We start from the raw sequence: 13,415 nt of genomic DNA, 5'->3' as shown, positions 1-13,415 counted from the left end.
TTCGTGACCGACGGGTAACCGTTTGGTTCGTCTTGCGCAAAGTGCATCGCGAGAAGGTCGCAGGGCCGACAATGGGACGGGTGAACTACATGCCCGTCACCGACTCGATGTTCCTGCTGGCCGAATCGCGTGAGCACCCGATGCACGTGGGCGGGCTGCAGTTGTTCAGCCCTCCCGAGGGCGCAGGCCCCGACTTCGTCTCGAAGATCATCGACGAGGCCCGCTCGCACACCGACCTCGCGCCGCGCTTCGGCATGCGCCCGGCCGACCCGGTCAGCTCGGTGGGCAACCTGTGGTGGGCGAAGAACCAGAAGATCGATTTCGAATACCACGTCCGCCATTCCGCGGTGCCGCGTCCCGGGCGGATCCGTGAGCTGTTCCAGCTCACCTCGCGCTGGCACGGCACGCTGCTCGACCGACACCGCCCGATGTGGGAGATGCACGTCGTCGAGGGCATCGAGGACGGCCGGTTCGCGGTGTACACGAAGGTGCACCACTCGTTGTTCGACGGCGTGTCCGCGTTGCGCGTGATGCAGAACGCGCTGAGCGAGGATCCCGACGACCTCGAGTTCCGCGCGCCCTGGGACAAGCACGAGAAGCGTTCCAAGCCGTCGACCGGTTCGTCCCGGAACCCGCTCTCGCTCGTCGGCGACGCGGTGTCGCTGGGCACGACCGCGGCCGGACTGGTCCCCGCGTCGATGAAGATCATCGGCACGGCCATGCGCGATCACAACTTCACCACCCCGTTCGAGGCGCCGCGCACGATGCTCAACGCCCCGATCGGCGGTGCGCGTCGGTTCGTGGCGCAGACGTGGGAGATCGACCGGGTGAAGTCCGTCGGCGAGGCGGTCGGCGCCACCCTCAACGACGTCGTGCTGGCGATGTGCAGCGGCGCCCTGCGCAAGTACCTCATGGAGCAGAACGCACTGCCGGACAAGTCGCTCACGTCCATGGTGCCGGTGTCGTTGCGACCCGATGATCCCGACCACTCCGGCGGCAACGCCGTCGGTGCCGTGATCGCCTCGCTCGCAACCGATGTCGAGGATCCGCTGGAGCGGATGATGGCCATCCGCGAATCGGTGCAGTCGGCCAAGAGGATGATGGGCGAGCTGAGCCCACTGCAGATCATGCTGCTCAGCGCGGTCAACATGTCGCCGCTGGCCATGTCGCCGATCCCCGGTTTCGTCAGCCTCACCAGGCCGCCGTTCAACGTCATCATCTCGAACGTCCCCGGTCCGCGAAACCGCATGTACTGGAAGGGCGCTCGTCTCGACGGTGTCTACCCCGCGTCGATCGTGCTGGACGGTCAGGCCATCAACATCACACTGACCAGCAATGCCGATCAACTCGACTTCGGGATCATCGGTTGTCGTCAGACGGTGCCCAGCCTGCAGCGGCTCATCCACCACCTGGAGGACTCGCTGACGGAGCTCGAAAAGGCGGTCGCGGCAACAACCGTGTGACCGCCCGGCGACAGGGTGGGCTGATCTACGATGTCGCCATGACCGATCACGATCGTGCCGCGGACCGCCGCGAGATCACCAACGCCCTGCACTCCGCCCTCGAGCGACGCCACGAAGTTCTCGACGCCATCGTCGAGGCCTCTGACCGCGATGCCGCCGTGACTGCGATCGCCGAGTTGCTCGGCACCGCCACCCTCGGCGCGCAGGCCGTCATGGGCATGTCGTTCGCGCAGCTGACCAAGGACGCGCGCCGCGCCAACCAGAACGAGCTCGAGGATCTCAACAACCAGCTGACGTTCACCCTGTCCGACCGGCCCGCCAGCTCCGGCGAGACCCTCGGACTGCGACCGTTCGACGGTTCCACCGACAGCGACATCTTCGCCGCCCGCACCGACGAGATCGGTTCCGCGGGCGACGGTTCGGGCAGCCCGGCGGGTGGGCTCGACGACGAGATCGCCTCCGCGGTGGACCGGGTGCACGCCGAGGAGGCGGCGTGGTTCGTCGCCCTCGAGGGCTCGGACAAGATCGGCATGGTCTTCGGCGAGCTGATCGGCGGCGAGGTGAACGTCCGTATCTGGATCCGCCCCGAGCACCGGAAGAAGGGCTACGGAACCGCTGCGCTGCGCGCGTCACGCACCGAGATGGCGTCGCACTTCCCGGGCGTCCCGATGGTGATCCGCGCCCCCGGCGTCTCGACTTAGGACACAGCGGCCGTGCCCGTTCTCGCCGGCGTCTTCGCGGTTCTGGCCGCGCTGCTCCATGTCGCCATCTTCGCGATGGAGTCGGTGCTGTGGACCCGGCCGGCGGTCTACCGCCGGTTCGGGGTCGCCTCCGATGCCGACGCGGTCACCACGAAACCGCTGGCGTTCAACCAGGGTTTCTACAACCTGTTCCTCGCCGTCGGCATCATCGTCGGGGTCGTCATCGGCGGTACCGCAGGGCTCACGCTCGTCGCCTTCGGATGCTCGTGCATCGTCGCGGCCGCGGCCGTGCTCGCGAGCACCGGGAGCGCGTACTTCCGCGCGGCGGCGACTCAGGCACTCTTCGCGGTCGTCGCCCTGGTGCTGCTCGTCGTCCTGTAGACCTGAGCCGGGTCAGCCCTTCTTCACGTCGTAGCGATCGGCCATCATGATCGCGTCCCACACCTCGACGAAGTCGTGGACGAAACGTTCCTGGCCGTCGCTGCCTGCGTAGACCTCGGCCACCGCACGCAGTTGCTGGTTGGAGCCGAACAGCAGGTCGTTGCGCGAGGCGTCGTAGACCTTGCTTCCCGTCGCGCGGTCGTTGATCGCGAAGGACAGGCCCTCGTCGTCGACCTTCGCCCACTCGTAGTCCATGCTCGTCACCGTCTCGAAGAAGTCGGTGGAGAGCACCCCGACCCTGTCGGTGAAGATGCCCGTCGACGAGCCGTCATGGTTGCACCCCAGCACGCGCAGGCCGCCGGTGAGCGCGACCCACTGCGGGGCGGACAGACCGAGCAGTGCCGCCTTGTCCATGAACATCTCCTCCGGCGCGACGCGGGAGATCGACGAGAACTCCGGCAGGACGAAGTTGCGGAACCCGTCGACGACAGGCGCCAGCCACTCGAACTGCGCGACGTCGGTCTGCTCATCGGTGGCATCGACCCGGCCCGAGGTGAACGGCACCGCGACGGTGACACCGGCCGCCTGTGCGGCCTGCTCCACGGCGACGCAGCCACCGAGGACGATCAGGTCGGCCAGGCTGACCTGCGCTGCGCTCGTGGCCTGCACCTGCTTGAGGGCTGAGATGACCTCGCCCGTACGGGCGTTGACCTTCCAGTCCTTCTGCGGGGCCAGGGCCAACCGTCCCCCGTTGGCGCCGCCGCGCTTGTCGGAGTCGCGGTAGGTGACCGCCGCGGAGAACGCGGTGTAGGCGAGGTCGGAGACCGACACCCCCGCGGCGAGGATCGCCTGCTTGAGGGTGCTGACCTCGGCGTCGGCGAGGCGCGGACCGTCGTAGCTGGGCAGCGGGTCCTGCCAGATGAAGTCCTCGGCCGCCACCTCCGGACCGAGGTAACGAGACTTGGGACCCATGTCGCGGTGGGTCAGCTTGTACCAGGCCTTCGAGAACTCCCGGGTGAACAGATCGAAGTCGGCGAGGAACTGCTCGCAGATGTCCCGGTAGACCGGATCGACCTTGAGCGCGATGTCGCTGGTCATCATCATCAGGTCGTTCATCTGACCCTCGATGTGCGCGTCGGGGGTCTTCGGGGCGGTCGGATCGATCGGCTTCCACTGTGTCGCACCGGTGATCGGGTTGTGGAACTTCTCCCATTCGAAGCCGAACAGGTTCTCCAGGTACGAGTTGTCCCACTGGGTCGGGTTGGGGGTCCACGCCCCCTCGATGCCGTTCGTCATCGTGTACTCGGCGAATCCGGGGCCTTCCGGGTTCTTCCAGCCCAGGCCCATCGCCTCCATGGGGGCGATCTCCGGGGGCGCACCGATCTTGTCGGCGGCGACCTTGCCGTGGCTCTTGCCGAACGCGTGGCCGCCTGCGATCAGCGCGACGGTCTCCATGTCGTTCATGGCCATGCGGCCGAAAGTGATACGGATGTCGACCGCGGAGTCCCCGGGGTTGCCGTTCTCGTTGGGACCCTCGGGGTTGACATAGATCAACGCCTGGTGCGATGCGGCGAGCGGTTGCTGCAGCTCGTAGTCGGCGTCACCGGGTTCGCCGGTCCAGCGGTCGCTGCGCATGACCATCGCGTCGAACGACTCGGGGTTGCTGTTCTCGATCCACTCCGCGCCCCAGTAGGTGGCGTCGTCGGCCTCCCACGAGTCGCGGCGACCGCCGCCGAAGCCGGTGGTCGGGAAGCCCATGATCTCCAGCGCGCAGTTGCCGGTGAGGATCATCAGGTCCGCCCAGGACAGCGAGCTGCCGTACTTCTTCTTGATCGGCCAGATGAGACGGCGCGACTTGTCGGTGTTGCCGTTGTCCCACCAGGAGTTGATGGGGGCGAAGCGCTGTAGCGCCTGCCCGGCGCCGCCCCGGCCGTCGGCGATGCGATAGGTGCCCGCGGCGTGCCACGCCATCCGGATCATCTGCGGGCCGTAGTTGCCGTAGTCCGAGGGCCACCAGTCGACCGAGGTGGTCAGGAACTGCTTGATCTCGGCTTTGAGCTCGTCGAGATCGATCGCGGTGAACGCCGCCTCGTAGTCGAAGTCCCGCAACGGGTTGGCCGCCGGACCGTCGCGATGCAGCTGCTCGACGCGCAGCCGGTCGGGGTACCAGTCGGACAGGGTGGGCTTGGATGTGTAGGCGCCCCCGATCGTGTTGCCACCGAAGGGACACGTGCCCTCGAGAACCTCGGAGTATTCGGAATATGCGGGCATGACGGGAACCTCTCGTCGACGTCGGTGGCGTGGTCCGTACCGCCGAACAGCCGGGGCGAGACCTCCCGTCCATCTATACCCGCTCGCAGATCCGGTCGGGTCGGTAAGGCAACCCCACCCCCGACCCGCGTACCGACCTCAGCGACGTCGCGGCAGCCCGATCCGCGCCGTGATGCGGTCGATCGCACCCGTCTCGTCGACGTCGAAACGCTCACGAACACGTGCCGACAGGCCGAACGCGACGTGGACGAGGAAATCCGCGCGCACCGATACCCCGTCGACGTCGATGCTCGCGATCTCCACCCGTCGGATGACCCGGTACTTCCGTCCCCGGTCGAGGTCGCGGATGATCGCCGGCCCGCTCGACCCCGTCGGGATGCCGTTCTCCACCCGGCGGCACCCGTCGGCGAGACGAACCGCTGCGACATCGTGGCTCGCGAGTGCCTCGATGTAGGCGCGCGCGGCAGCGACCGCGTCGGGTCCGGCGGCCGCCCCCGGGTCGGTCATCGCGCTCCGTAGACCGGGAACGGTGCGGGCGCCTCCGCGAGGATCTCGGCGATCACCGGACCGAGTTCGATCGGGTCCCATCGAGACCCTTTGTCGCGCAGCACACTGCGCTGCCACCCGTCGGTCACCGACACCTTGCCGCCCTCCACCTCGAACACCCGACCGGTCACGTCCCCCGACTCCGGCGACCCCAGCCACACCACGAGTGGCGACACGTTCGCCGGGTCCATGGTGTCGAACGACCCGTCGGCCGGCGGCGCCATCTGCGCGGCCATGGCCTCGCCGGCGCTGGTGGTCATGCGGGTCCGCGCGGACGGCGCGATCGCGTTCACGGTGACGCCGTAGCCGGCGAGTTCGGATGCCGCCTGAATCGTCAACTGCGCGATGGCCGCCTTCGCGGCGGCGTAGTTGCCCTGCCCCACCGACCCGTACAACCCGGCACCCGACGAGGTGTTGATGATGCGGGCAGATCGGGTCGACCCCGCCTTGGACTGCGTCCGCCAGTACGCACCCGCATGCCGCAACATCGCGAAATGGCCCTTGAGGTGGACGCGGATCACGTCGTCCCAGTCGTTCTCGCTCATCGACACGAGCATCTTGTCGCGCAGGAAGCCTGCGTTGCTGACGAGTACGTCGAGAGCCCCGAAGCGCTCGATCGCGGTGTTGACGAGGTTCTCCGACCCGGCCCAGTCGGCGACGTCGTCGCCGTTGACGACGGCTTCGCCTCCCGCAGCGACGATCTCGGCGACCACCTGCTCGGCGGGTGACTCGCCTGTGCTGGATCCGTCCAGCCCGGCGCCGATGTCGTTCACGACGACCTTGGCGCCCGACGCGGCGAACGCCAGCGCGTGTTCGCGTCCGATGCCCCGTCCCGCGCCGGTGACGATGACGACGCGCCCCTCGTTGATGCCACTCATGATGTCTTCCGCTCCGATGCCGTGTTGGTGTTCGCTGCGTCCAGGAAGGCCGGCCTCTCGCCGCCGCCGTGGACCGTGATGGTCGATCCGGTGATGTATCCGGCCAAGGGCGACAACAGGAATGCAACCGCGTTGCCGATGTCGTCGGGCACGGCCATCCGACCCATGGGGATGGTGCGGCCGACCGCGGCGATGCCCTCGGCGTCGCCGTAGTGCAGTTCGGACAGTTCGGTCTGCACCGGGCCCGCGACCACGGAGTTGATGCGCACCGCAGGCGCCCATTCGATGGCCAGCGAGCCCGTGAGGTTGTCGAGACCGGCCTTGGCCGCGCCGTATCCGGCGGTCCCCGGCGACGGACGGTGACCGCTGACGCTGGAGACGTTGACGATGGCGCCGCCGTCGGGCTGCTCCCGCATCACGGACTGCGCGGCCTGCGCGACGATCAACGGCGCGAGCAGGTTGAGTTCGACGATCTTGCTGTGGAAACGCGCGCCGGCGTCGGCCGCGAGCGCGAACGGCGACCCGCCCGCGTTGTTCACCAGACCGTCGAGCCGTCCGTGACGGGCCACGATCCCTGCGACCATCTCGGCCACCGCGTCGGGATCGCGCACGTCGCAGGAGACGAAGTCCGGGGCACCCGCGCGGTCCGGATCGTCGGGGGCTCGACGCGCGCAGGCGACGACGGTGGCACCCAGGGCGTCGAGGACCGAACAGATGCCCGCCCCGACCCCTCGTGCGCCGCCGGTCACCAGGACCACGCGGCCACCAAGACCGATATCCACGCATCCACTCCGATCGCCCGAGACCTCCGGCCGCCTGACCGGTGCTGCTAGGCTACCAAGCAAGTGTTTGGTTGGTAACACGTCCACCGGGTATGCGAGGGAGTAGCACCAGTGTCGATCACGACATCCACCATCGAACCGGGCATCGTGACGGTGACCGTCGACTTCCCGCCGGTCAACGCGCTGCCGTCGGCGGCCTGGTTCGACCTCGGTGCACAGATCCTCGCCGCCGGGGCCGACCCCGCCACCCACGTGGTGATCCTGCGGGCCGAGGGGCGCGGCTTCAACGCCGGCGTCGACATCAAGGAGATGCAGGCGACCGAGGGCTACGGCGCACTGATCGACGCGAACCGCGGGTGCGCGGCCGCGTTCGCCGCCGTGTACGACTGCGCGGTCCCGGTGATCGTCGCGGTCAACGGGTTCTGCGTCGGCGGCGGCATCGGACTGGTGGGCAACGCCGACGTCATCGTGGCCACCGACGACGCGATCTTCGGACTCCCCGAGGTGGACCGCGGAGCACTCGGCGCCGCAACCCATCTCGCACGGCTGGTCCCCCAGCACCTGATGCGCACGTTGTACTTCACCGCCCAGAACGTGACCGCGCAGCAGCTCGAGCACTTCGGGTCGGTGTACCGCGTGGTGCCGCGCGCCGAACTGCTCGAGGCCGCACTGGAGGTCGCCCGCATGATCGCGGTCAAGGACACCCGCGTGATCCGTGCCGCGAAGGAGGCCCTCAACGGCATCGACCCGGTCGACGTGAAGACCAGCTACCGACTCGAACAGGGCTACACCTTCGAACTCAATCTCGCCGGTGTCGCCGACGAACACCGCGAGGCATTCGTCACCACCGGAAAGGCCAAGGCATGACCGCGCCCACCACGACCCGGACGCAGACCGACAAGTCGTCGACGCTGGACGAGGCCATCGCCGAGATCTCCAGTGGGATGACCATCGGCATCGGCGGCTGGGGGTCGCGCCGTAAGCCGATGGCGCTGGTCCGCGCGTTGGCGCGGTCGGAGGTCACCGATCTGACCGTGGTCACCTACGGCGGACCGGATCTCGGTCTGCTGTGCGCCGCGGGCAAGGTCGCCAAGGCGTACTACGGGTTCGTCTCCCTCGACTCACCACCGTTCTACGACCCCTGGTTCGCCCACGCGCGGACCACCGGCGCCATCGAGGTCCGCGAGATGGACGAGGGCATGGTCAAGTGCGGACTCGAGGCCGCCGCGTCGCGTCTGCCGTTCCTACCCATCCGGGCGGGCCTGGGCTCGGCGGTGCAGGACTTCTGGGGCTCCGAACTCAAGACGGTCGACTCGCCCTATCCGGACGCCGACGGTCGCACGCAGACGCTGATCGCCATGCCCGCACTCGAGCTCGACGTGGCGCTGGTGCATCTCGACATCGCCGACGTCCACGGCAACGCCGCGTACACCGGTGTCGACCCGTACTTCGACGACCTCTACTGCGGGGCCGCTCGACGCCGATTCCTCGAGGTGGACAGCGTGGTGAGCACCGCTGAGCTGGTGGAAACGGTTCCACTGCAACGCATGCTGCTGAATCGGATGAACGTCGACCGCGTCATCCACGCACCGAACGGTGCGCACTTCACCTTCGCGGGCGACTACGGACGCGACGAGGCGTTCCAGCGGTTCTACGCCACCTCGGCCGCCGATCCGGACACCTGGCGGGCGTTCTCCGAACGGTTCCTGGCCGTCGACGAGGAGACCTATCAGGTGCGTGTGCGCGAATGGGCGAGCGAGCAGGAGGCACAGAAAGCATGAGCGACAACGTCACCCGCGCGGAGATCTGTGTGATCGCCTGCGCCGAGATCTTCGACGGAGCCGGCGAGATCATGGCGTCACCGATGGCCACGACACCGTTGATCGGTGCCCGGCTGGCGCGCCTGACCACCGAACCCGACCTGCTGATCACCGACGGCGAGGCACTGATCTTCGCCGACACCCCCGCCGTCGGGGGCAGCGCACCCATCGAGGGATGGATGCCGTTCCGGAAGGTGTTCGACGTGGTGGCGTCGGGTCGTCGGCATGTCGTCATGGGGGCCAACCAGATCGACCGCCACGGCAACCAGAACCTCTCCGCGTTCGGGTCGCTCCAGCATCCCACCCGCCAGATGTTCGGTGTGCGTGGAGCTCCCGGCAACACCCTGAACCACCCGACGAGCTACTGGGTCGCCAAGCACAACTCCCGCGTCTTCGGCGAGCAGGTCGACATCGTCTCGGGCGTCGGGTACGACCAGGTGAACCCGGACAACCCGGCGTATGGGTACCTCGACATCCACCGGGTGGTGACCAACCTCGGCGTGTTCGACTTCGGCGGACCCGACCACACCATGCGCGCTCGCTCGCTGCACCCCGGCGTGACCGCCGAGGAGGTCGCCGACAACACCGGATTCGAGGTGGCCGAACTGGATTCGGCCGGTGTCACGCGACTGCCGAGCGACGAGGAACTGCGCCTGATCCGTGAGGTCATCGACCCCAAGGGGCTGCGCGAGCGCGAGGTCAAGCCGGTGGAGACGAGCCGATGACGCAGCCGCGGATGTCGACTCCGTTCACCGAACTGGTCGGCATCGACTACCCCATCGTGCAGACCGGCATGGGTTGGGTCTCCGGGGCATCGTTGACCTCGGCCACGTCGAACGCGGGCGGCCTCGGGATCCTGGCCTCGGCGACGATGACCTACGACGAGCTCGAGACCGCGGTCGCGAAGACGAAGTCGCTGACCGACAAGCCGTTCGGCGTCAACATCCGTGCCGACGCCACCGACGCCGGCGAGCGGATCGACCTGCTGATCCGCGAGAAGGTGCGGGTCGCGTCGTTTGCGTTGGCGCCCAAGAAGGACCTGATCAGCAAACTCAAGGACAACGGCATCGTCGTGATCCCGTCGATCGGTGCCGCGAAGCACGCGGTCAAGGTCGCGTCCTGGGGCGCCGACGCCGTGATCGTGCAGGGCGGTGAGGGCGGCGGTCACACCGGGCCGGTGGCGACGACGCTGCTCTTGCCGTCGGTGCTCGACGCACTCGGTCCCGGCGGGATCCCGGTCGTCGCGGCCGGCGGGTTCTTCGACGGGCGTGGCCTCGCCGCGGCTCTCTCCTACGGAGCGGCCGGGGTCGCGATGGGAACCCGCTTCCTGCTCACCTCCGACAGCACGGTGCCGGATTCGGTGAAGCAGGAGTACATCGGTCGCACCCTCAACGACACCGTGGTGTCCACCAAGGTCGACGGGATGCCGCACCGGGTGTTGCGGACCTCCCTGGTCGAGAAGCTCGAGGGCGGCAACCCGGTCAGCGCACTGGTCGCGGCGGCGCGGAACGCCAACGAGTTCAAGCAGATGACCGGCATGAAGTGGACCACCATGCTCACCGACGGCCGCACGATGCGCCGATCCGGGGAGCGCACCTGGCAGCAGATCATCATGGCCGGCAACACCCCGATGCTGCTCAAGGCCGGTCTCGTCGACGGCAGCACCGACGCCGGCGTGCTCGCGTCCGGACAGGTGGTCGGGATGATCGAAGACCTGCCCAGCTGCGACGAGCTGATCCAGTCGATCATGACGCAGGCCCGCGAACGACTCTCGGAGCTGCGCGAACTCGCCTGATCGTCCGCGATCGCTACGCTCGGACGCGTGCCCGAGCCCACTCCCCTTCATGTCGACCGCCACCTCGCGCTCAGCTTCGGAGCGCAGGCACAGGCCTACGAGGATCACCGGCCCGATTTCCCAGACGACCTGATGGACGCGGTGGCCGCACTCGGTCATCGCGTGCTCGATGTCGGGTCGGGCACCGGTAAGGCCGCCGCGGCGCTGCTCGCCCGCGGCTGCGATGTGGTTGCCGTCGAACCGGATTCGGACATGGCGGACATCGCGCGCGCCAAGGGCGTGACCGTGGAGCCCGGGACCTTCGAGGACTGGGACCCGCGGGGGCGGTCGTTCGACCTGGTCGTGTTCGCCCGCTCATGGCATTGGGTGGACCCGGTCCCGGCGCTGGCCAAGCTCGCCGAGATCCTCCCCGTCGGCGGCCACGTCGCACTGCTGTCCCACGAGTCGAGTTGGCGTGGTTTCGACAATCCGGCCATCCGCGACATCGTCGACGGGGTCCTGGGGAACAACGACACCGCCCGGCGACGGCTGACCGACGAGACGGCCGCGGACTTCACCGCGGCCGGATTCGACATCCGGGTCGAGGACTTCCCACTGACCGAGACCGTCACCGCCGCAGCCTGGTTGGACACCGTCTTCACGTACTCCCGGTTCCTGGTCCTCGACGAGGCGACCAAGAACCGGCTGCGCGCAGAGCTCTCAGCGGCGCTCGGCGGTGATCCGATCACGATCACCGGGTCGCCACGGGCGATGATCGCCCGGAGGCGCTGACGTCCACAACGGTCACCTGTGGTGGGCGGTGCGTGCGGTGCGTCCGGATGAGCGCTGAGCGGTGACGGTTGTGGTGGTGCGGGGTTGTCAGTCCGGCGGCTCGTTCGCCATCCGGTCGACCAGGGCCGAGGTCAGTTCGTCCAGTACCGGCAACGCGTCGGCGAGGACCGCGCGGGCGTTGTCGTCGAGGCCACCGAGGATCTCGTCGAGGACGGCTCCGGCCGCCTCGTCGTATCGACGCAGCAGATCCCGTGCGCGCGGGGTCGGGGCGATCAACACCTGTCGCAGATCGTCCGCACCCGGCACCCGGGTGACGAGATCGTCGGCCGTCATCGCGCGGATCACGTTGCTCACGGTGGGTCGGGCCAGCTGCAGGCCGGCGGCCAGATCCCCCGACGTCTGCGGCGACTCCACCGCCAGCGCCCGCAGCACCTGGATCTGCGCCTCGGGGAGGTCCGGGAGACCCGCGGCCAGCCGCGCGGCACACAGCATGGCGCGGCGCAGCGGACCTATCGTGCGGCTCAACTCTGCGGCGAGTTCGGTCATCAACACCTCCGACTTCGTGCGCACCGTTGTCCGCAAATTAGTTTTGTGACAAAATCATGTCATGACTCAGCACACCGACGTCCAGAACCCCATCCCGACCCAGGATCTGTCCGGCCTCGTCGGTCATCGCTTCATCTACACCTACGCCAACTCCTGGCAGTACGAAATGTATGTGAAGAACGCGACGACCATCGACTACCGGATCCACACCGGCATGGTCGGAGGGCGATGGGTCAAGGACCAGGAGGTCGATCTCGTCCAGCTCGACGACGACGTCTTCAAGATCTCGTGGAACGAACCCACCGGCACATCTGTCGTGGTCAACGTGCTGCCCGGCAAGCGTCGTCTGCACGGCACCATCTTCTTTCCCAAGTGGGTCGAGGACGCGGGGACCAAGACCGTGGTCTTCCAGAACGATCACCTCGACGAGATGCGCACGTACCGCGACGCCGGTCCGACCTACCCGATCTACGTGGTCCCCGAGTTCGCCTACATCACGCTGTTCGAGAACGTCGGCGTCGACGACGAATCCGTCATCTCGGTGGGACCGTCGGAACTGCCCGCCGGATTCGCCGACCGCACCAACTGATGTCCACGCCGGTGCCGCCGCCACTGGAGTTCGTCGCACACCTCTCGATCGACGTCGGTGCACCGATCGACCTCGGCGATCTCCCGGACGGCCACCGGCGCGTGGTGCCGATCCTCGGAGGAACCGTCAGCGGACCGCGGCTGCGGGGACGGGTCCTCCCTGCGGGCGCCGACCACCAGTACCTGCGCTCCGCGCGGGTGACCGAGCTCGACGCACGGTATGTCGTCGAGACCGATGACGGTGCGCGGATCGCAGTTCACAACGTGGGCCTGCGTGTGGGCAGCGCGGACGATGTCGCCGCGCTGCTGCGTGACGAGCCGGTCGATCCGGACCGGATCCACTTCCGCACCCAGCCACGCCTGTCGACCGCGCACCCGGACCACGCGTGGATCAACGACGTCCTGTTCGTCGCGACCGGGGAACGGACTCCGACAACCGTCGAACTGGACGTGTTCGCCGTCCGGTGACACCCGTTCAGTGCAGGACCTTCAGTCCCACAACACCTCCCACGATGACCGCGAGCAACACGATCTTCGTCCACGACGCCGACTCGTCGCCGGTCAGCATCGCGTAGGTGACCGTCAGCACCGCACCGATGCCCACCCACACCGCGTAGGCGGTACCGATCGGGAGGCTGCGCATCGCGTACGCGAGACCGGCCATGCTGGCCACGAGTCCGATCGCGAAGACGACGGACGGTGTCAGTCGACTGAATCGCTCGGACTTACCGAGCGCGGTCGCCCAGACCGCTTCGAGGACACCGGAGATGATGAGAACGATCCACGCCATGACGAGCTCGGCGAGCACCGTCTTGTCGCTGGTCGGGTACGGCGCGCTCGTCCGAGGGTCATCTGTGACTGCCGTCCACGCTA

At 67.9% G+C, this 13,415-nt stretch carries 16 protein-coding genes and 1 riboswitch; of the genes, 10 read left to right on the top strand and 6 right to left on the bottom strand.

What is annotated here, in order from left to right; all coding sequences use genetic code 11:
• The first annotated feature begins 80 nt into the window (after positions 1–80).
• From IEV93_RS08380 to IEV93_RS08370, 3 genes are read left to right on the top strand one after another with little or no spacing between them, the layout of a single operon-like run.
• Positions 81–1,463, top strand: a complete 1,383-nt coding sequence (locus tag IEV93_RS08380) for a WS/DGAT/MGAT family O-acyltransferase (RefSeq protein ID WP_371873801.1) — start codon at positions 81–83, stop codon at positions 1,461–1,463.
• 38 nt (positions 1,464–1,501) lie between these two features.
• A complete protein-coding gene (locus tag IEV93_RS08375) occupies positions 1,502–2,164 on the top strand; it encodes a GNAT family N-acetyltransferase (RefSeq protein ID WP_188488693.1) in 663 nt (220 codons plus the stop codon).
• A 12-nt stretch (positions 2,165–2,176) separates the two neighbouring features.
• Positions 2,177–2,545, top strand: coding sequence for a DUF1304 domain-containing protein (locus tag IEV93_RS08370; protein ID WP_188488691.1), 369 nt, complete (start codon positions 2,177–2,179; stop codon positions 2,543–2,545).
• 12 nt (positions 2,546–2,557) lie between these two features.
• Here the strand turns inward: IEV93_RS08370 and katG are convergent, their stop codons facing one another.
• The 4 genes from katG to IEV93_RS08350 form a co-directional block, all read right to left on the bottom strand.
• Positions 2,558–4,816, bottom strand: coding sequence for a catalase/peroxidase HPI (gene katG / locus IEV93_RS08365; RefSeq protein ID WP_188488689.1), 2,259 nt, complete (start codon positions 4,814–4,816; stop codon positions 2,558–2,560).
• Between the two features lie 138 nt (positions 4,817–4,954).
• On the bottom strand, positions 4,955–5,323 hold the full coding sequence (locus tag IEV93_RS08360) for a DUF8021 domain-containing protein (protein ID WP_188488687.1): 369 nt from the start codon (positions 5,321–5,323) through the stop codon (positions 4,955–4,957).
• On the bottom strand, positions 5,320–6,240 hold the full coding sequence (locus IEV93_RS08355) for an SDR family oxidoreductase (protein WP_188488685.1): 921 nt from the start codon (positions 6,238–6,240) through the stop codon (positions 5,320–5,322). The genes IEV93_RS08360 and IEV93_RS08355 overlap by 4 nt, the downstream gene beginning before the upstream one ends.
• A complete protein-coding gene (locus IEV93_RS08350) occupies positions 6,237–7,022 on the bottom strand; it encodes an SDR family oxidoreductase (protein WP_188488683.1) in 786 nt (261 codons plus the stop codon). The genes IEV93_RS08355 and IEV93_RS08350 overlap by 4 nt, the downstream gene beginning before the upstream one ends.
• 111 nt (positions 7,023–7,133) lie before the next feature.
• Between IEV93_RS08350 and echA20 the strand changes: the two genes are divergently transcribed.
• Genes echA20 through IEV93_RS08325 form a run of 5 tightly spaced genes read left to right on the top strand, consistent with a single transcriptional unit; the run spans position 7,134 to position 11,408 of the window.
• The gene (gene echA20, locus IEV93_RS08345; RefSeq protein ID WP_188488681.1) at positions 7,134–7,889 is read left to right on the top strand and encodes a (7aS)-7a-methyl-1,5-dioxo-2,3,5,6,7,7a-hexahydro-1H-indene-carboxyl-CoA hydrolase; all 756 of its coding nucleotides are present in this window, start codon (positions 7,134–7,136) and stop codon (positions 7,887–7,889) included.
• Positions 7,886–8,803 carry a CoA transferase subunit A gene (locus IEV93_RS08340; protein ID WP_188488679.1) on the top strand — a complete coding sequence of 306 codons (918 nt, stop codon included), beginning with the start codon at positions 7,886–7,888 and terminating at the stop codon, positions 8,801–8,803. Before echA20 ends, IEV93_RS08340 begins: the two co-directional genes overlap by 4 nt.
• Positions 8,800–9,567: a CoA-transferase subunit beta gene (locus IEV93_RS08335; protein ID WP_188488677.1), complete on the top strand. Its 768-nt coding sequence runs from the start codon at positions 8,800–8,802 to the stop codon at positions 9,565–9,567. The genes IEV93_RS08340 and IEV93_RS08335 overlap by 4 nt, the downstream gene beginning before the upstream one ends.
• Positions 9,564–10,637, top strand: coding sequence for an NAD(P)H-dependent flavin oxidoreductase (locus tag IEV93_RS08330; RefSeq protein WP_188488675.1), 1,074 nt, complete (start codon positions 9,564–9,566; stop codon positions 10,635–10,637). The genes IEV93_RS08335 and IEV93_RS08330 overlap by 4 nt, the downstream gene beginning before the upstream one ends.
• A gap of 27 nt (positions 10,638–10,664) precedes the next feature.
• Positions 10,665–11,408 carry a class I SAM-dependent methyltransferase gene (locus IEV93_RS08325; RefSeq protein WP_188488673.1) on the top strand — a complete coding sequence of 248 codons (744 nt, stop codon included), beginning with the start codon at positions 10,665–10,667 and terminating at the stop codon, positions 11,406–11,408.
• A gap of 87 nt (positions 11,409–11,495) precedes the next feature.
• On the opposite strand, the gene IEV93_RS08320 is transcribed toward IEV93_RS08325, so the two are convergent.
• The gene (locus tag IEV93_RS08320; RefSeq protein WP_229704970.1) at positions 11,496–11,978 is read right to left on the bottom strand and encodes a MarR family winged helix-turn-helix transcriptional regulator; all 483 of its coding nucleotides are present in this window, start codon (positions 11,976–11,978) and stop codon (positions 11,496–11,498) included.
• A 37-nt stretch (positions 11,979–12,015) separates the two neighbouring features.
• On the opposite strand from IEV93_RS08320, the gene IEV93_RS08315 reads away from it, so the two are divergent.
• Both IEV93_RS08315 and IEV93_RS08310 read left to right on the top strand, forming a co-directional pair.
• The gene (locus IEV93_RS08315; RefSeq protein ID WP_188488669.1) at positions 12,016–12,543 is read left to right on the top strand and encodes a phenolic acid decarboxylase; all 528 of its coding nucleotides are present in this window, start codon (positions 12,016–12,018) and stop codon (positions 12,541–12,543) included.
• Entirely contained in the window at positions 12,543–13,010 is a 468-nt protein-coding gene (locus tag IEV93_RS08310) for a DUF3237 domain-containing protein (RefSeq protein ID WP_188488666.1), read from the top strand. Before IEV93_RS08315 ends, IEV93_RS08310 begins: the two co-directional genes overlap by 1 nt.
• Before the next feature lie 7 nt (positions 13,011–13,017).
• Here IEV93_RS08310 and IEV93_RS08305 read toward each other — a convergent pair whose 3' ends face one another.
• The gene (locus IEV93_RS08305) at positions 13,018–13,332 is read right to left on the bottom strand and encodes a DMT family transporter (protein WP_188490457.1); all 315 of its coding nucleotides are present in this window, start codon (positions 13,330–13,332) and stop codon (positions 13,018–13,020) included.
• A gap of 11 nt (positions 13,333–13,343) precedes the next feature.
• A riboswitch (guanidine-III (ykkC-III) riboswitch) is annotated at positions 13,344–13,406 on the bottom strand.
• Positions 13,407–13,415 lie beyond the last annotated feature (9 nt).

This window comes from Williamsia phyllosphaerae (assembly GCF_014635305.1).
Classification (GTDB): domain Bacteria; phylum Actinomycetota; class Actinomycetes; order Mycobacteriales; family Mycobacteriaceae; genus Williamsia_A; species Williamsia_A phyllosphaerae.
Note: the sequence above shows the minus strand (reverse complement) of the source record. Positions and strands in the feature narration are given on the sequence as shown.

Excerpts from the sequence above, each read along its gene's own strand:
- katG (WP_188488689.1), bottom strand. The coding sequence starts at position 4,816 with ATGCCCGCATATTCCGAATACTCCGAGGTTCTCGAGGGCACGTGTCCC.
- IEV93_RS08310 (WP_188488666.1), top strand. The coding sequence starts at position 12,543 with ATGTCCACGCCGGTGCCGCCGCCACTGGAGTTCGTCGCACACCTCTCG.
- IEV93_RS08305 (WP_188490457.1), bottom strand. The coding sequence starts at position 13,332 with ATGGCGTGGATCGTTCTCATCATCTCCGGTGTCCTCGAAGCGGTCTGG.
- IEV93_RS08340 (WP_188488679.1), top strand. The coding sequence starts at position 7,886 with ATGACCGCGCCCACCACGACCCGGACGCAGACCGACAAGTCGTCGACG.
- IEV93_RS08335 (WP_188488677.1), top strand. The coding sequence starts at position 8,800 with ATGAGCGACAACGTCACCCGCGCGGAGATCTGTGTGATCGCCTGCGCC.
- IEV93_RS08315 (WP_188488669.1), top strand. The coding sequence starts at position 12,016 with ATGACTCAGCACACCGACGTCCAGAACCCCATCCCGACCCAGGATCTG.
- IEV93_RS08360 (WP_188488687.1), bottom strand. The coding sequence starts at position 5,323 with ATGACCGACCCGGGGGCGGCCGCCGGACCCGACGCGGTCGCTGCCGCG.
- IEV93_RS08375 (WP_188488693.1), top strand. The coding sequence starts at position 1,502 with ATGACCGATCACGATCGTGCCGCGGACCGCCGCGAGATCACCAACGCC.
- IEV93_RS08330 (WP_188488675.1), top strand. The coding sequence starts at position 9,564 with ATGACGCAGCCGCGGATGTCGACTCCGTTCACCGAACTGGTCGGCATC.
- IEV93_RS08355 (WP_188488685.1), bottom strand. The coding sequence starts at position 6,240 with ATGAGTGGCATCAACGAGGGGCGCGTCGTCATCGTCACCGGCGCGGGA.